General features: G+C 72.8%; 16 protein-coding genes, 1 other RNA gene and 1 pseudogene. 7 read left to right on the top strand and 11 right to left on the bottom strand.

All coding sequences use genetic code 11. The annotated features are described in order from the left end of the window. Positions 1-56: 56 nt before the first annotated feature. The gene (gene yaaA / locus B079_RS0108720; protein WP_018545398.1) at positions 57-839 is read right to left on the bottom strand and encodes a peroxide stress protein YaaA; all 783 of its coding nucleotides are present in this window, start codon (positions 837-839) and stop codon (positions 57-59) included. Between the two features lie 95 nt (positions 840-934). Between yaaA and rnpB the strand changes: the two genes are divergently transcribed. Further along, positions 935-1,336, top strand: an RNA gene (gene rnpB / locus B079_RS33220) — RNase P RNA component class A. A 34-nt stretch (positions 1,337-1,370) separates the two neighbouring features. Here the strand turns inward: rnpB and cutA are convergent. After that, positions 1,371-1,694, bottom strand: a complete 324-nt coding sequence (gene cutA, locus B079_RS0108725; RefSeq protein ID WP_018545399.1) for a divalent-cation tolerance protein CutA — start codon at positions 1,692-1,694, stop codon at positions 1,371-1,373. Between the two features lie 48 nt (positions 1,695-1,742). Continuing rightward, a complete protein-coding gene (locus B079_RS0108730; RefSeq protein WP_018545400.1) occupies positions 1,743-2,288 on the bottom strand; it encodes a DoxX family protein in 546 nt (181 codons plus the stop codon). A 235-nt stretch (positions 2,289-2,523) separates the two neighbouring features. On the opposite strand from B079_RS0108730, the gene B079_RS31585 reads away from it, so the two are divergent. The 5 genes from B079_RS31585 (at position 2,524) to B079_RS0108755 (ending at position 8,891) form a co-directional block, all read left to right on the top strand. After that, positions 2,524-3,798 (top strand): D-alanyl-D-alanine carboxypeptidase family protein, encoded by a 1,275-nt coding sequence (locus B079_RS31585; RefSeq protein ID WP_106432291.1) that lies wholly within the window; start codon positions 2,524-2,526, stop codon positions 3,796-3,798. A gap of 114 nt (positions 3,799-3,912) precedes the next feature. Next, the gene (locus tag B079_RS0108740) at positions 3,913-5,316 is read left to right on the top strand and encodes a multidrug effflux MFS transporter (protein WP_018545402.1); all 1,404 of its coding nucleotides are present in this window, start codon (positions 3,913-3,915) and stop codon (positions 5,314-5,316) included. Between the two features lie 11 nt (positions 5,317-5,327). Further along, entirely contained in the window at positions 5,328-6,443 is a 1,116-nt protein-coding gene (locus B079_RS0108745; protein WP_420705765.1) for a serine hydrolase domain-containing protein, read from the top strand. Between the two features lie 543 nt (positions 6,444-6,986). Then, entirely contained in the window at positions 6,987-7,979 is a 993-nt protein-coding gene (locus tag B079_RS0108750) for a small ribosomal subunit Rsm22 family protein (protein WP_018545404.1), read from the top strand. A gap of 168 nt (positions 7,980-8,147) precedes the next feature. Beyond that, positions 8,148-8,891, top strand: a complete 744-nt coding sequence (locus B079_RS0108755; protein WP_018545405.1) for a bifunctional DNA primase/polymerase — start codon at positions 8,148-8,150, stop codon at positions 8,889-8,891. Between the two features lie 17 nt (positions 8,892-8,908). Here the strand turns inward: B079_RS0108755 and B079_RS0108760 are convergent, their stop codons facing one another. The 4 genes from B079_RS0108760 to efeO are packed head-to-tail and all read right to left on the bottom strand — an operon-like array spanning position 8,909 to position 13,198. Beyond that, positions 8,909-9,892 (bottom strand): hypothetical protein, encoded by a 984-nt coding sequence (locus B079_RS0108760; RefSeq protein ID WP_026248486.1) that lies wholly within the window; start codon positions 9,890-9,892, stop codon positions 8,909-8,911. A gap of 32 nt (positions 9,893-9,924) precedes the next feature. Beyond that, entirely contained in the window at positions 9,925-10,773 is an 849-nt protein-coding gene (gene efeU, locus B079_RS0108765; protein WP_018545407.1) for an iron uptake transporter permease EfeU, read from the bottom strand. Positions 10,774-10,776: 3 nt separating this feature from the next. Continuing rightward, positions 10,777-12,036, bottom strand: coding sequence for an iron uptake transporter deferrochelatase/peroxidase subunit (gene efeB, locus B079_RS0108770; RefSeq protein ID WP_018545408.1), 1,260 nt, complete (start codon positions 12,034-12,036; stop codon positions 10,777-10,779). A gap of 25 nt (positions 12,037-12,061) precedes the next feature. Further along, positions 12,062-13,198 carry an iron uptake system protein EfeO gene (gene efeO, locus B079_RS0108775; protein WP_018545409.1) on the bottom strand — a complete coding sequence of 379 codons (1,137 nt, stop codon included), beginning with the start codon at positions 13,196-13,198 and terminating at the stop codon, positions 12,062-12,064. Positions 13,199-13,411: 213 nt separating this feature from the next. Between efeO and B079_RS0108780 the strand changes: the two genes are divergently transcribed. Continuing rightward, positions 13,412-14,056 carry a PhzF family phenazine biosynthesis protein gene (locus B079_RS0108780; protein ID WP_018545410.1) on the top strand — a complete coding sequence of 215 codons (645 nt, stop codon included), beginning with the start codon at positions 13,412-13,414 and terminating at the stop codon, positions 14,054-14,056. A 196-nt stretch (positions 14,057-14,252) separates the two neighbouring features. On the opposite strand, the pseudogene B079_RS31590 reads toward B079_RS0108780, so the two are convergent. The 4 genes and pseudogenes from B079_RS31590 to B079_RS35470 all read right to left on the bottom strand — a co-directional run bounded on the left by B079_RS31590 (position 14,253) and on the right by B079_RS35470 (position 16,275). Beyond that, positions 14,253-15,423 (bottom strand): annotated as a pseudogene (locus tag B079_RS31590) (methyltransferase domain-containing protein). A gap of 1 nt (position 15,424) precedes the next feature. Then, positions 15,425-15,556 (bottom strand): hypothetical protein, encoded by a 132-nt coding sequence (locus tag B079_RS36280; protein WP_267880468.1) that lies wholly within the window; start codon positions 15,554-15,556, stop codon positions 15,425-15,427. Between the two features lie 117 nt (positions 15,557-15,673). Beyond that, entirely contained in the window at positions 15,674-16,075 is a 402-nt protein-coding gene (locus B079_RS0108790) for a DUF6415 family natural product biosynthesis protein (RefSeq protein ID WP_018545412.1), read from the bottom strand. A 41-nt stretch (positions 16,076-16,116) separates the two neighbouring features. Next, the gene (locus tag B079_RS35470; protein ID WP_018545413.1) at positions 16,117-16,275 is read right to left on the bottom strand and encodes a hypothetical protein; all 159 of its coding nucleotides are present in this window, start codon (positions 16,273-16,275) and stop codon (positions 16,117-16,119) included. Positions 16,276-16,434 lie beyond the last annotated feature (159 nt).

Here is a 16,434-nt window from a genome sequence, read left to right on the forward strand (position 1 = left end):
TCGTGCCGAGCCCGATCAGCCTCCGCAACGGACGTTGCACATGCTGCAACGAAAGATCAGTGGACCTCGTCCACCAGCACATCCAGCGCCCACGGCTTGCCGCCGCGACCCGGCGCCGCCGCCTCCACCTCGTACCCGAGATCCCGCAGCGCGACGACCAGCTCGGCCGGACCGGCGGGCGCGGCCCCGGCGGACAGCAGGGCGCGGACGATCCGCCCCTTCGTCGCCTTGTTGAAGTGGCTGACCACCTTGCGGGTGGGCGCGTGCAGCACCCGTACGGTCGCGGTACGCCCCGCCACCTCGCCCTTCGGCTTCCACGCGGCGGCGTACGCGGCCGAGCGCAGATCGAGGACCAGCCCGGCACCGGCCGCCTCGGGCAGCGCCTCCGCCATCGGCGCCCGCCAGTGCGCGGCGAGCGCGCCGAGGCCGGGGAGCTTCACGCCCATCGAGCAGCGGTAGGAGGGGATGCGGTCGGTGACGCCGAGGGCGCCCCACAGGCCGGAGAAGACCAGCAGCGAGCGGGCCGCGCGCCGCTTGGCGGCGGGGTCGAGCGAGGCCAGGCCGAGCGCGTCGTAGAGGACCCCGGTGTAGATCTCCCCGGCGGGCCGGGCCCCCGCGGACAGCAGCTCCGCGTTCTTCGCGACCTCCCCGCGCAGCCCCTCGCTCAGGCCCAGCACCTCGCGCGCCTTCTCCGTGTCCCCGGCGCACAGCTCGACCAGCTCGTCGAGCACGGCCCGCCGCGCGTCGGTGAGTCCGGGCAGGGACAGCGACTCCAGGTTCAGCGGGGCGCCACGGCCCGAGGACGCCTTACCCTCCGAGGGCGGCAGCAGGACAAGCACGGGTACTCCTTCATCTCGCCTCCGCGCCAGCGTACGGGGCAGCCGCGCGGGTCGGCTCCGGCCCTCGGGCCCGGTAGCATGGTCGGCACGGCAGACGAGCCGGGCGGACGGCCGCGTGGAGCCCTTACGGGCTTCCCGAGGAACGTCCGGACTCCACAGGGCAGGGTGGTGGCTAACGGCCACCCGAGGCGACTCGCGGGACAGTGCCACAGAAAACAGACCGCCGGGGACCTCGGTCCTCGGTAAGGGTGAAACGGTGGTGTAAGAGACCACCAGTGCCCAGGGTGACCTGGGCAGCTAGGTAAACCCCACCCGGAGCAAGGTCAAAAGGAGCGCCGTGAAAAGCGCTCTGCGCGGACGATCGAGGGCTGCCCGCCCGAGTCCGCGGGTAGACCGCACGAGGCCGGCGGCAACGCCGGTCCTAGATGGATGGCCGTCTCCCGGCCGGCCGCGAGGCCGCCCGGCGACAAAATCCGGCGTACAGCCCGACTCGTCTGCCGCCCCCATGCGCGCGAAGCGAGGGCCCCCGGCTCACCCCTCCGCCGTCTCCCCGCTCACCCACGCCAGATACGCCCCGCTGCCCCGTACGACGGGCAGGGCGATGATCTCCGGGGTGTCGTAGTCGTGCGCGGCCAGGAGGTACGACTCCAGGGCCTCGTAGCGGTCGGCCGTCGTCTTGAAGTGGATGCGCCACTCCTGGTCCGAGTGGATCTCGCCCTCCCAGCGGTAGACGCTGGTGACCGGGCCGTCGATCTGGGCGCAGGCGGCGAGGCGGGACTCCACGGCGCCGGTGGCCAGGGTCTGGGCCTTGGCGGGGGTGTCGGTGGTGGTGAGGACGGTCAGGTGCTCGGACACGGCGCGTCTCCTTCGTGCGGTCTGCGAGGACCGTACCCGGAGCGCCGCTCACTCCTCGAAAAGCATCTCCTGTTCCACCGTCACGCTCTCCCGCAGCCGCTTGTTGCGGGCGCCGATCACCGCGGCCGTGGCGGCGGCGGTGACGCCGAGGGCGGCGGGGACCATCCAGCCTCGGTCCAGGACGTGGCCGAGGACGTGGTCGAGGGAGAGGCGGCCGGGGCCGGTGATGGCGAGGCCGGTGGCGGAGAGGCCGAGGCTGGCCGCGTACTCGTAGCCGCCGCCCTGGGCGAAGAAGCCGTTGGGGACGTGGACCGCCGCCGCACCGGCCATCGCACCGGCCGCCGCCGCGCCCGCCGCCGGGGTCGCGAGGCCGAGCGCGAGCAGCACGCCGCCGCCCGTCTCCGCGAGGCCCGCCATCGTCGCGCTGCGGCGGCCCGGCGCGAAGCCGACGGACTCCATGAACTGGCCCGTGCCCTCCAGGCCGTGCCCGCCGAACCAGCCGAACAGCTTCTGCGCGCCGTGCGCCGCCAGCACCCCGCCCGTGCCGAGCCGGAGCAGCAGCAGGCCAAGATCGCGTCGGTCGTAACAGCCCATGATGACTCCCCTACGGGTTCCGCCTACGGGTTCCGCGTGGCTTCCACCGTTCCACCGTCGCAGGCCGCCGGGCGCCGGGCCTGCCGGGGCGGGCGTTCGAGTGGAGGCGGCCGTGACGGTGACGCGCCGGGCCGAGCTTCACGCGCCGGGCCGATCTTCATAAGAGAGCAAATTCCTGGGCCGGAACCCACCTCCCAGAGGGAAACGGCTGTTCGAGGCGGTGTACGGTCCCGGGGTGCGTGAATGTTCCCGGCTCAGCCGACGTGCCGTCCTCGGGCTCACAGCGGCGGCCCTTCCCGTTTCCCTGAGCGTCTCCCAGAGCGCAGCCCCCGCCTACGCCGCCGGGACCACCGGTGTCATCGGCGGTGAGCAGCTGGCCCGCAAGGGCGTCCAGGTGCGCGGCGCCGGAGCGGTGCCCAAGAAGCTCACCGCCCGCGCCTGGGTCGTCGCCGACGCCGACAGCGGAGAGGTCATCGCCTCGTACAACGCGCACCGGCACCTCGCCCCCGCCTCCACCCTGAAGATGCTGTTCGCGGACACGGTGCTGAAGAAGTTCGACCGCGCCCAGCGCTACCAGGTCACCGACGCCGACCTCGCCGACATACCGGCCGGTTCCAGCCTCGTCGGCATCAAGCCCGGCATCACCTACACCGTCGAACAGCTCTGGCAGGGCGTCTTCCTGCGCTCCGGCAACGACGCCGTCCACGTCCTCTCCCACATGAATGGCGGCATCGACAGGACCGTCGCCGAGATGCAGGAGCGTGCCGAGTATCTGCACGCCCTCGACACCCACGTGGTCAGCCCCGACGGCTTCGACCACAAGGGCCAGATCTCCTCGGCGTACGACCTCACGCTGTTCGCCCGTCAGGGCCTCAAGGACGCCGACTTCCGCGCCTACTGCGGCACACGCACCGCCGACTTCCCGGCGGGCGGCAAGAAGACCTTCCAGATCCAGAACACCGACCGCCTGCTCACCGGCGCGTGGGGGCTGACCCCGTACGAGGGCCTGATAGGCGTCAAGAACGGCTACACCAGCCACGCGGGCAACACCTTCACCGGCGCCGCCACCCGGCGCGGTCGCACCCTCCTGGTCACCGTGATGCACCCCGCCGAGGGCAGTAACGCGGTCTACGAGCAGACCGCCGCACTGCTCGACTGGGGCTTCACGCACGGGAGTTCGGCCCGTGCGATCGGCACGCTCGTCGAGCCGGGCGTCCCCGCGACCTCCCGTCCGGCGCCCCCGGGCGGCAAGGGCCCGGCGGCGGACCGCGCGTCGGCGGCGGGCGCGAAGGGCCCCTCCGGCGTACGGATCACCGAGGGGGCGGCGCTCACGGCGCTGCTGGTCGGTGGCGGCACGTGGGCCGCGCTGCGGAGGCGACGCGGTCGTACGGCGTCGGCGTCGGCGGCGGCCGGTGCCGGGGACGCGGCGAGCGGGGCGAGCGCGGCTGCGGCTGCCGAGTCCGCGCCCGCGCCGCAGGAGACGGAGTCCGGAGGGCGGCACCGCCGCTGAACGGCGCGTACCCCGGCGACGCCCCCCGGCCGACCCGACCCCGACCCCCGCACTCCCCGGAGCTGAGACCATGGATGCCCTCCGGGGTCGCCCGGGAGTCCGAGGAGGGGACACATGACCGAGCACACGGCGGCGCCGGGGACACGGCACGCCTCCAGCAGCGCCGCACTCGTCCAGGGCGGCCGAGGGAGCCGGATGCTCGTCACCTTCCTGCTCGGCGCGCTGACCGCCACCACCCCGCTGGCGATGGACATGTACCTGCCGTCCCTGCCGGAGGTCACCCGCGCCCTGCACGCCCCCGCCGCGACCGTGCAGCTCACGCTCACCGCGTGCCTGGCCGGGATGGCGCTCGGGCAGCTGGTCGTCGGGCCGATGAGCGACCGCTGGGGGCGGCGCCGCCCGCTGCTCACCGGGCTCGCGGTCTACCTCGTCGCCACCGCGCTGTGCGCGTTCGCGCCCGACGTGGAGACCCTGGTCGCCTTCCGGCTCGCGCAGGGCCTCGCGGGCGCGGCCGGGATCGTCATCGCGCGGGCGGTCGTACGCGATCTCTACGACGGTGTCGCCATGGCCCGCTTCTTCTCCACCCTGATGCTGATCTCCGGCACCGCGCCGATCGTGGCGCCGCTGATCGGCGGGCAGATCCTGCGGTTCACCGACTGGCGGGGCGTGTTCGTCGTGCTGACCGGCATCGGGGTCGTCCTCACCGCGCTGGTGTGGTGGCGGCTGCCCGAGACGCTGGCACCCGCCGAACGGCACCGGGGCGGGGTGGGGGAGTCCCTGCGCACGATGCGCGGGCTCCTGGCCGACCTGCCCTTCACCGGGTACATGCTCGCGGGCGGCTTCGCCTTCGCCGCGCTGTTCGCCTACGTCTCCGCCTCGCCCTTCGTCGTCCAGGAGGTCTACGGCGCCTCCCCGCAGACCTTCAGCCTGCTCTTCGGGCTCAACTCGGTGGGCCTGGTGACCGCCGGGCAGATCAACGGCAAGCTGCTGGTCGGACGGGTCCGCCTGGACCGGGTGTTCGCCACCGGGCTCGCGGTGATCGTGCTCGCCGCGACCGCGCTGCTGCTGATGTCCACCGGGGTCTTCGGGCGGGTGGGCCTCGCGCCCGTCGCCGCCGCGCTGTTCGTGCTGATGTCCGCGATGGGCTTCACCCTGCCCAACGCCCAGTCCCTCGCCCTGCTGCGGACCCGGCACGCGGCCGGGTCCGGCTCGGCGCTGCTCGGCACGTCGTCGTTCCTCATCGGAGCGGTCGCGTCCCCGCTGGTCGGGATCGCGGGGGAGCGGACGGCCGTGCCGATGGCGGTCGTGCAGCTGGCGGGGGCGCTCGTCGCTGCCGCGTGCTTCGTGGGGCTGGTACGGCCCTGGCGGACGGCCGAGGCGAGGCTCACGGAGCCGAGGACGGCCGAGGCGAAGCCTGCCGAGGTGACGACGGCCGCCGAGGTGACGGCCGCCGAGGTGACGCCCGCCCACGCGAACCCCGCCGACACGACCACGCACCCGAAGGGAGCGGACAGCTGAGCACCCCGAGACTGCGCACCGGCACCCCCGAGCGGGCCGGGCTCGACCCCGCCGAACTCGCCCTGCTCGAAGCCGAGTTGCGCACCCTCACCGAGGGGCCGCACCCCTGGGCTGCCGGTGCCGTCGCGGTGGCCGGGCGCGGTCCGGTGATCGCGGTGGCCGAGGCCACGGGCTGGGCGGTGCGCTACGCCTCGTACGACCCCGGAACCGGCGCGGGCGTCGAACTCCCGCCCACCGCACGGGTTCCGGCGACCGTGGACACGCCCTTCGACCTCGCCTCGCTCACCAAGCTGTTCACCTCCGTCGCCGCCGTGCAGCAGATCGAGCGCGGCACGCTGGGGATCGACGCCCGCATCGGCGCGTATCTCCCGGAGTTCACCGGAGTCGCCGAACACGGCGTGACCGTACGGCAGTTGCTGACCCACACCTCGGGGCTGCGGCCCGGACTCCCGCTGTACGACTGCCCGGACGCCGCCGCGCGGCTGGCCCTGCTGCGCGCCGAGGCGCCGAGCGCGGAGCCCGGCCGCCCTCTCTACTCCGACCTCAACATGATCCTGCTCCAGTTCGTCCTGGAGCGGATCACCGGGCGCGGTCTGGACACCCTGATCGTGGACGGCATCACCCGCCCGCTCGGAATGACCGCGACCCGTTTCGGACCGTGCCCCGGCGCGGCGGCCACCGAGGACCAGCGGCGGCCCTGGGCCAGGGCGGACCGGGGGATGCTGCGGGGCGTGGTGCACGACGAGAACGCCTGGGCGCTCGGCGGCGTCGCGGGCCACGCGGGCCTCTTCTCCACCGCCCCCGACCTCGCGGTCTTCTGCCGCGCCCTCCTGGCGGGCGGCGGCTACGGCCCCGCCCGCATCCTCGGCCCCGACTTCGTCGAACTCCTGCTGACCGCCCCCGGGCTGGGCTTCGCCGTGGACCAGCCCTGGTTCATGGGCGACCTCTCGGGCCGAGGCGCCGCGGGCCACACCGGCTTCACGGGCACCTCCCTGGTCCTGGACCCCGCCACCGACACCTACCTCGTCCTCCTGGCCAACACGGTCCACCCCGTCCGCCGCCCACCCGCCAACACCCCCCGAGCGAGCCTCGCCACCCACCTCTCCCACGCGATCCGCGACGCCTGACGCCGCGCCGAGACCGCGGCCGCGCACGGCGGCATCGACCCCGCCGTCCCGCCACGAGCGCCTGACGCACGGGTACGGCGTACGCCCCGCGCCGCGCTTCCCCCCCGACAGCCGTCCGGCTGTCGAGAGCCCCGGTCCCCGCCGTCGCCCACGGGGGCACGCGGCCGTAGCGAGGCCGTCTCCCCGCCCGTCGGCTGCGTCGGCCGCGTGGCCGGAGGGCGCCCGCCGCTCTGTCGATCACCCGCGCCGACCGTCCCGCCGCAGCGCGCCCGCAGTCCTCGGCCGCCACATGCGCCGACCGCATGGCCGCTCCGCGTCCCGCCCCCGGCGCACTCCCTCCGGCAGCCGCCCGGCCGCAGCGGTCCCGTCGCTCCCCCCCGGCGTGCCACTCGCGCCGACCTCTCAGCCGACCCGCGCACCCCCATCTACCCACCGCGCCGACACCCCCCGGCCGCAGCGCGCGTCCCCACCCCTGCCCACCACCTCCCGCCGCCCAACTGCGGCCCGCCCACCCCCGCACCCGCCACCTGCGACAATCGACACGTGAACGCCCCCACCTCCCCAGCCGAGACCCTGCGCGCCACCCTCGCGGGAGTGCTCGACGGGCTGCCGCCTCGGCAGGCGGCCACGGCCGTCGAGCGGTTGATCGCCAACTACCGGGGGGACACCCCGACGAACGCGCCGATCCTGCGGGACCGGGCGGACGTGGCCGCGTACGCGGCTTATCGGATGCCCGCGACCTTCGAGGCCGTGCGGTCGGCGCTGGCCGCGTTCGCGGACGCCGTGCCGGAGTGGGTGCCCGGGAGCCATGTGGACATCGGGGGCGGGACGGGGGCCGCGACCTGGGCCGTCGCCGCGACCTGGGACGGGGACCGGCCGGTCACCGTGCTGGACTGGGCCGAGCCCGCGCTCGCGCTTGGGCGGGAGATCGCCGCAGCCCACCCGGGCCTGGCCGGGGCGCGCTGGGAGCGGGCGCGGATCGGGGCCGCGCTCGACCTCGCCGACACCGACCTCGTCACCGTGTCGTACGTCCTCAACGAGCTGTCGGAGACCGACCGCGAAGCCCTGGTCGACGCCGCCGCAGGGGCCGCGCGGTCCGTGGTGATCGTGGAGGCGGGCACCCCGGCCGGGTACGAGCGGATCATCGAGGCCCGCGACCGGCTGATCGCGGCCGGGTTCCGCATCGCCGCGCCCTGCCCGCACAGCGCCCCCTGCCCGATCGTGCCCGGCACCGACTGGTGCCACTTCTCCGCCCGGGTCAGCCGCTCCTCGCTGCACCGGCAGGTCAAGGGCGGCTCGCTGGCGTACGAGGACGAGAAGTTCAGCTACGTCGCCGCCACCCGGCTGCCCGCCGAACCCGCCCTCAACCGCATCGTCCGCCGCCCCCAGCTCCGCAAGGGACAGGTGCTGCTCGACCTGTGCGAGGCCGACGACCGCCTTGGCCGTACGACGGTCACCAAGCGGCACGGCGATCTGTACAAGGCGGCCCGCGACGCCGAGTGGGGCGACGCCTGGCCCCCGTACGACCCCACCTGACGCGACCCGGCCGCAAACCTCGTAATCAGCGGGTAAAAGCAGGCAAATCACCTTGATTGTGAGGCATGTCTCGCCGGATTCCTTCACGTACGCGCTCCGGTCCCCCGGGGAGCTGGAAGATGGGACGATGAGACATGCTGTCCGCACCACAGCGATGCGAGGGGATGGATGAGCGCGACGTTCGGCGGCCGGTCCGGCCGGCAGGGCAGGATCTCCCAGTGGCTGCGCGGACGCCGGTCCAAGGAGACGTCCGCCGACGACGGCCGTGAGGCGCTGCTGCTCGCCGCCGCCGAGGCCGGACTGCCCCTCGCCCCCGCCGCGCACCCCGCCCCGGGCTACGGCTGTTCCTGCGACCGCGTCGGCTGTCCCACCCCCGGCCGCCACCCGGTGTCCTTCGCCTGGCAGACCCAGTCCACCACCGACCGCGCCCAGATCGAGCGCTGGGCCCGCAACCAGCCCGAGGCCAACTTCATCACCGCCACCGGCATGGTCCACGACGTCCTGGACGTCCCCCTGGCCGCCGGGCGCGAGGCCCTGGACCGGCTGCTCTCCACCGGCGTCGAGGTCGGCCCGGTCGCCGAGAGCGACGACGGCCGGATGCTGTTCTTCACCCTCACCCGGGGTACCCCCGAGGACGAGGACGAGTGGTGGCCCTGCGAACTGGACTGCCACCCCGAGACCATGGACGAACACCCCGGAATGCGCTGGCACTGCCGGGGCTCCTACGTCCTGATGCCCCCCGCCCGCCTCCCCGGCGGCGACGGCGACCGCCAGGTGCGCTGGGTACGCGGCCCCGAGCACCCGCTGCCCGAACCGCTGACCCTCCTCGAGGCGCTGACCGACGCCTGCGCCCGGCACGCGGGCACGGAGGAGGCCGACCACTCCACCGGCGCCTGGCCGCTACGGCACTGAACGACGGCCGGAAGCGGCTACGCCCCGCGCGCCGAGGTCAGCCCCTGCACCCGCCCCAGCACCGACACCCGCCCGCTCCCGGCCGGGACCAGCGCGGTCTCGTTGGAGACGAACTCCATCGTCAGGGACTGCTTGACCTCGCCCTTGGTCAGCGCCCGCACGTCCTGGTCGGTCACCGGCACCGAGGTGCCCGCCGCCGCGGTCTGCTTCTCGTAGTACCGGGAGGCGAAGAAGACCAGCGCGCCGCCGTCCACCGTGCGCAGCGCGAGCGGCGCGTAGGCGCCCCGGTCCAGCGTCTCGTCGATGTACTGCCGCACCAGCCCCGGCTTGCGCGCCTGCTGCTGCCGTACGGTGCGCAGCCCGCTGGTGCTCGGGCCGTTCGCGAAGCTCGTGCCGCCGCTCTTCAGATACTCCGCGTACTTACCGCTCAGCTCGCCCGGCGGCATGGCGAGCCCGGTGGCGTCGGCGGGCACCGCCTCCGCGAAACCGTCCGCGTCCTTCTTGAACTCCGGTACGGCGCCGGGCGCGAGCACGGTCAGATACGCCACCTGCCAGGGCGCGCCCATCGACTGACGGGTGAACACCAGCAGCCAGCGCGCCGAGCCGCCCTTGTTGCCGAGCGCGTCCGCGACGAACCAGCGCGGCCAGCCCGGCTTCTTCGGGATCGTGAACGTCGCGTCCGTCAGCTTCAGCGGGGTGTGCGCGGGGTTCCCGGACGGATGGTTGGTGTGCCCCGCGCGCAGCCGGGCCGAGTCGATGTCGGCGAGGGCGCCGGTGACATGGTCCTCGTCCAGGGAGCTGTCGTAGGCCCGGTCGGCCTTGTTGTACGCCTCGGTGAACCGGGCCAGCGCCTGCGCGGCGTCGGTACGGGTGGCCGCGGGGATCATCGCGCGCTCGCCGTGCACCACCACGCAGCCGCTCGCCGTCAGCGACACGGCCGCGCTCAGCGCGCCCGCTATGACGGCCTTCCGCCCCCGGCGCCGAACCCGATTGCTGCCCATGAGTACCGCTCACCCCTTCCCGGAGGCGAACCCTACCCGGACGTGCTCTCCGCCCGCTTCCGTCCGCGCAGCTTCGCCGAGACGCCCGGGTCGAGCAGGAACAGGGTCAGTACCGGGACCAGGTAGAGCAGCCAGACCGTGATCTGGACGACTGTCGGGTCCGGCTGGAAGTTGAGCACGCCCTTGAGCAGGGTGCCGTACCAGCTGTCCGGCGGGATGACGCCGCTGATGTCGAAGGCGAGGTGGGTGAGGCCCGGGACGATGCCCGCCTCCTGGAGGTCGTGGAAGCCGTACGCCAGCACGCCCGCCGCGACCACCACCAGCATCCCGCCGGTCCAGGTGAAGAACTTGGCGAGGTTGATGCGCAGCGCGCCCCGGTAGAACAGCCAGCCGAGCAGCACGGCGGTCGCGAGACCCAGCGCGACGCCGATCAGCGGGCGCGGAGTGCCGTCGCTCGCCGCGTGCACCGACGCCCAGACGAACAGCGCGGTCTCCAGGCCCTCGCGGCCCACGGCGAGGAACGCGGTCGCGACCAGCGCGCCGGTGCCCATGGCGAGGGCCGCGTCCAGCCGCCCGTGCAGCTCGCTCTTGAGGTGCCGGGCGGTGCGCCGCATCCAGAACACCATCCACGTCACGAGCCCGACCGCGATGATGGACAGCGAACCGCCCAGACCCTCCTGCGCCTTGAACGTCAGCTCCTGGGAGCCGAATTCGAGGGCGCAGCCGAAGCCCATCGCGAGCAGGATCGCCACGCCGATGCCGAGCCAGATCGGCCGAAGCGCGTCCCGGCGGCCGGTCTTGACCAGATAGGCGATCAGGATGCAGACGACGAGCGACGCCTCGAGCCCTTCGCGCAGACCGATCAGATAGTTGGAGAACACGGACTACGCCTCCTCGGAGAACAGCGTCCGGCCCCACCAGTCGGCGGAGTCCCGGACACCGGGCGGGATCGCGAAGACGGCCGAACCCACGTGCTGGATGTACTCGTTGAGCGCGTCGTGCGCGGACAGCCTGCGCTGCAACGGGACGAACCCGGTCCGCACGTCACGCTGGTAGGCCAGGAAGAACAGGCCCGCGTCCAGACGGCCGAGCCCGTCGGTGCCGTCGGTGAAGGAGTAGCCCCGGCGCAGGATGGTGACCCCGCCGTTGGAGTCCGGGTGGGCCAGGCGCACATGGGCGTCCGGCTTCATCGCCTTCAGGAACGGCGCGTCGTGCTCCTTGGCCTTGCCGACGGGAGCGCCCTCGCGCTTGTCCCGGCCGAACACGTCCTCCTGCTCCTGGAGCGAGGTGCGGTCCCAGGTCTCGATGTTCATCCGGATGCGCCGCGCGACCAGATACGAACCACCGGTCATCCAGGCCGACTTGGCGTCCCCGTCCGAGGCGGCCACCCACACGTGCTTCTTCAGCCGGGCGGTCTCGGTGCCCGCGATGTTGCGGGTGCCGTCCTTGAAGCCCATGAGGTTGCGGGGCGTCTGGGCGTCCGGGGTGGTCGAGGAGGTCTTGCCGAAGCCGAGCTGCGACCAGCGCACCGCGACCTTGCCGAAGCCGATGCGCGCCAGATTGCGGATCGCGTGCACGGCCACCTGCGGATCGTCCGCGCACGCCTGCACACAGAGGTCGCCCCCGGTGCGGGACTTCTCCAGGTTGTCGCCGGGGAACTTCGGCAGGTCCGCGAGCGCGGCCGGGCGCCGGTCGGTGAGACCGAACCGCTCGAAGAGCGAGGGACCGAAGCCGATCGTCAGGGTGAGCCGCGAGGGCTTCAGCCCCAGCGCCTCACCGGTGTCGTCCGGCGGGGCCTCGGCGAGCCCGCCGTAGGCACCCTCGCCGACCGCCTTGCCCGCCGTCATCCGGCGGGCCGCCTCGGTCCAGTCCTTCAGCAGCTGGACGAACTCGGCGCGGTCACCGGTCTTCACGTCGAACGCGGCGAAGTGCAGCCGGTCCTGCACCGGGGTGGCGATGCCCGCCTGGTGCGCGCCGTGGAAGGCGACCGCGCCGCCGGTGTCGGCGGACGCCAGACCCAGCCGGTCGTCCGCCCCGGTCAGCGCCAGCGTGCCGCCCGTGGCGGCGGCGCCGAGCGCGAGCCCGGCCCCGCTCCAGCCGATCAGCGCGCGCCGCGAGGGGCCGCTCCGCTCGCTCTCGGTCATCGCCTCGACTCCCGTGCTCCCGTTGCTACTTGACGACCGTGGCGGCGAGCTTCGACAGCGGCTCCGCCAGCGCGTTCACCGCGTCGGACAGCTCCTTGCGCTGCGCCTTGGTGACCTTGTCGTAGGAGACGAAGTCGTAGGACGCCTTGCCCGCGCGGTACTTGTCGAGCAGCTTGTCCAACGCCGCGAACTGCTTGTCCAGTTCGGCGGTCAGCTTCGGGTCGTTCTTGGCGGCGACCGGCTTCAGCAGCTCGTACGCCTGCTGCGCGCCCTCCACGTTGGCCTTGAAGTCCACCAGGTCGGTGTGGGAGTAGCGGTCCTCCTCACCGGTGATCTTGCCGGTGGCGACCTCGTCGAGAAGTTCCTTGGCGCCGTTGGCCATCGAGGTCGGGGTGATCTCGGCCTTGCCGACCCGCCTGCGCCAGTCGTCGAGGTCGGTGACCAGCTCGGCGGCGAGCTTCTTGTCCGCTGCGGTGATCTTCTTGTCCTGCCAGAGGGACTTCTCCAGCTTGTGCCAGCCGGTCCACTTCTGGCCGTCCTCCAGGCCGTCGGCGCGGGTGTCCACCTTCGGGTCGATGTCGCCGAAGGACTCCGCGACCGGCTCGGTGCGCTCCCAGCCCAGGCGGGAGGGTGAGTACGCCTTCTTCGCGGCGGCGAGGTCACCGGCCTGGATCGCCTTGGCGAACACCTCGACGCGGGGCAGCGTCTCGTCGGCCTGGTCCTGGGCGTACTCGCGATAGCCCGCGACGGCCTTGTCCAGCGCCGGGTCGCGCTTGGCGGTCGTACCGGAACCGGTCACGGCGAGCTTCTGCCGGACGCCGTGGCCCCGCATGCCGGGGCGGCACGCGATCTCGTACGAACCCGCCTTCACCTCGGCGGTGAGCGTGTACTTGGTGCCCGGGCCGATGTTCTCCTTCTCCGAGACGATCCGGTCGTCCGGGAAAAGGATCTCGACCTCGGTGGCCCGCGAGCCCTTGTTCTCGATCTTCAGGGTGACCTGGCCCGCCGGGACCGACTTGGTGGAGGTCTCGCACGTCGAGTCGGCGGCGGTGACCTGGATGGCGTCGCCGTCCTTGGCGTCGCTCTTGGCCGTACAGGCCGACAGGGCGGTCAGGGCAGCCGCCGCGGTGGCGGCGATCGCGATCGGGCGGACGGCTCGCATACGGGCTCCAGGCGGTCAGGGCAGGACGAACCCACCCATTCGGTTTGGTGAGGCTTGCCTAACTTACCCGACCCTTAGTTCGGCCGTACCCACCCCGGACCGCATTCGAACCGCACGAAAAGATCACAGACACGACTTGATGTCGGAGCCCCCAAGGCGCCGCCAACGGCAGGCAAAGAGCACCTCAAGCGGTCTCGGTGCTTCAATGCGCGGGTGACTGACTACGACGTTCTCCGCGTCTTCTGCGGACCCACCGGCGGCTACGGCAACGAACTCGGTGTCGTCCGCAACGGCTCGCTGGTGCCCGAGCACGACGACCGCCAGGAACTCGCCGCCAAGCTCGGCTTCAGCGAGACCGTGTTCGTGGACGACCCCGAGCGCGGAGTGATCGACATCTACACCCCCACCTCCCGGCTGCCCTTCGCGGGTCACCCCTGCGTCGGCACCGCCTGGCTCCTCGACGTGCCCGAGCTGGTCACGGCCGCCGGGGAGGTCGGCACCCGGCTCGACGGCGAGTTCACCTGGATCGAGGCCCGCGCGGAATGGGCCCCGCCGCGCACCCTGCGCCAGTACCCGAGCGCCGCCGAGGTGAACGCCCTTGAGGTGCCGCCGCCCGGCGACTGGATCTACGCCTGGGCCTGGGAGGACGAGGCGGCGGGCCGCGTCCGCGCCCGCGCCTTCCCCGGCCGGGGTGACGGCATCGACGAGGACGAGGCGACCGGCGCCGCCGCGCTCCTCCTCACCGACCGCCTCGGCCGGGCACTCAACATCACCCAGGGCGCGGGCTCCCAGATCCTCACCGCACCCCAGCCGCACGGCTGGGTGGAGGTGGGCGGGCGGGTGTTTCTGGAGCGGTGAGCGCTCGCACCAAGAGTTCTCGCACGGCGGGCCGGGTCCGGGGAGTCGTCTCCGGAGGCGGCCCGCTCGTCTTCGGCACAGCGATCTGCTGCGCATCCCAGTCGTCCTCGGCACCCGAGTCTCCGTACTCGTCGACCGACGGCACGGGAAGGCCCCGCTCGTCCGCCACGGGGGAGACAGACGGGCGGGGCCGGTTTCAGAGGTTCCAGGTGTTCTTCGGGTGGTCCAGCCAGGCGCGCTGGTCGTAGACGGTGACGGTGAGCCCGAACCGCTCGTACCCCGGTTCGCCGGCGGCCCGCCACCAGTCGAGCGCGGCGGACACCTCGTCCCAGAGCCGCCGGGGCCCGGACTGCCACACCATGGCTTCGCGATGGCCGTCGCGGAACATGACGCAGGCCCAGGAGCGGTCGGTGAGGCCGTAGAACCACACCGGCCGGGCGCCGTCGCGCTTGTCGGACGCCTGGTGGTGGCAGTCGCGTACCCGCAGTCCCACGGCGAACCGTGCGACGGCGAACCGGCCGTCGCCGAGCAGCCGCTCCTCGGTGACGGTGGTGGTGCCGCGGTCGGCATCGCCCACCCCGTCCGGCACATAGGCGGCGTGTCCGGCGAACGGGGACCGCTGGGAGCGCAGCTTCATGAACTCCACCGGCCCCAGGAACCGGCCGGACGCGCGACCGCCGTCCTCGTCCCTGCGGAGCCGTACGAGGGCGTCCCCGTTGCCGAAGTGTGTCCCCCAGGGCGCGAGGATGATCCCACCCTCCCTGGTGTGGCGAAGCCAATCTCCCGGGATCTCCCGGACTCCGGCTGTGACGGTGATCCGGTCGTACGGGGGCTCCCGCCTCGTCGCCTTCCAGGCCATCCCGGGTGAGGACCGTACCGAGCAGCCCTTGCGCGGCGAGCCGTTCCCGGGCGGCGTCGGCCAACTTCGGGTCGACCTCGATACTCACCACGTTGTTCGTGCCGAGCCGGTGTGCCAGGAGTCCCGCGTTCCAGCCGGTTCCGGTGCCGATCTCCAGGACGCGGTGTCCGGGCTCGACTTCCAGGGCCGCCAGCATCCGGAAGACGACCGAGGGCATGGACGCCGACGACGTCGGCACGTCGCCTTGTCCTTCTCGCGCACCGTCGTCCCACTGAGTGACGATCGATACGTCGGCGTTGGCGTACGAGGTCCAGCGTTCCGGCTCCTCGCGCCGGTCGACGGTGACGGTGGTGCCGGTGTCCATGTTGTGCGGCCACATGACATCGGGCAGGAAGACGGACCGGGGCACGGCGGCGAACGTCGGTAGCCAGTCGGCCGACATGTGCTTGCGTTCCAGGAGGGAGCGGCCCAGCTCGGACCGCCCCTCCTCCACTCCGGTGAGTGTCATCTCAGCCGTAGACCCTCGGGCCGCCGTCGGGAGACGGGGGCTCCTCCGGACCCGGCCACGGCTCACCGGGCAGGCCGTCCCCGCCCTCACCGCCGCCGCCTCCAGCCATCCGCCAGGTGAGCGTTTCCTTCATCGTGTTCTCCTTCGGTGTGTTCATGTTCTTTGCCGCCAACCCGCGTGCCGCTGGAGGGCCGGGAGTCTGGGAGCTTTTTGCAGGGCGGTGAGGTGCGACCCCGACTCCAAGCGGCCGTCATGGGGCCCCGTGACGGCCGGGGCATGAGGTCGCCGTCAGGGGCGGTGGACACGGCTCTGGCTTGTTCCGCTCGTCGCACAGCAGGTATGTCCCCAGGCCACTCAGCAGGTCGACGTGGTCGCACAGGGAGACCACTGACACGGCGAGCTGCTTCACCCGCATGAATTCGCCTTTGAGTCCCGGGGCTTCTTGAGCGCCGAGCCTTTGGCGGGCCTCGGCAAGCGCGGCCAGGCCCGCCTTCGCGCAGGCATCGTCGTCCGGCAGCCCGGCGGCCAGTTCCTCGACACGCGGCATCAACGCGGCGAGCGCCGTGCGGAAGTCACCCTCGAATGCCTTCACGGTGCCGTGGCGCGGAAGCGTCTTCTGGCCCAAGAAGACGGAAGCGGCGGCGCGCGTCATGGCGCGGCCGGGGGCGTCTCCGGCTCTCGTCCGTGTGTCGCTCACCGGCCGGTCTCCGCGCGGTGGATCGGGCAGGCGCAGGGCGGCAGTGCGGTACTCATCGGCGAGGGCGCAGCCGTGTGGTCGTAGGGGACGGTCACGATCGGACGCCGCGCGGTGACGAGCCCCTCCCGCGTGACCGTGTACACCCTGATCGTCATCGCCGGTCCGCGTGTGCGCTTTCGTGGTTGGCCTGTACCGTTCGTCATGTCGACGCTCCCTCACTGGTTTGAGCGTTGGCCATGGCCCCGGGACCGTCCCATCGGTCGCCGGGGTTCATGCGTCCTGGACCACGAGCGTCGTCCGTGCGGGCAGTTCGC

The sequence above is a fragment of the Streptomyces sp. LaPpAH-108 genome, assembly GCF_000373625.1.
GTDB lineage: Bacteria > Actinomycetota > Actinomycetes > Streptomycetales > Streptomycetaceae > Streptomyces.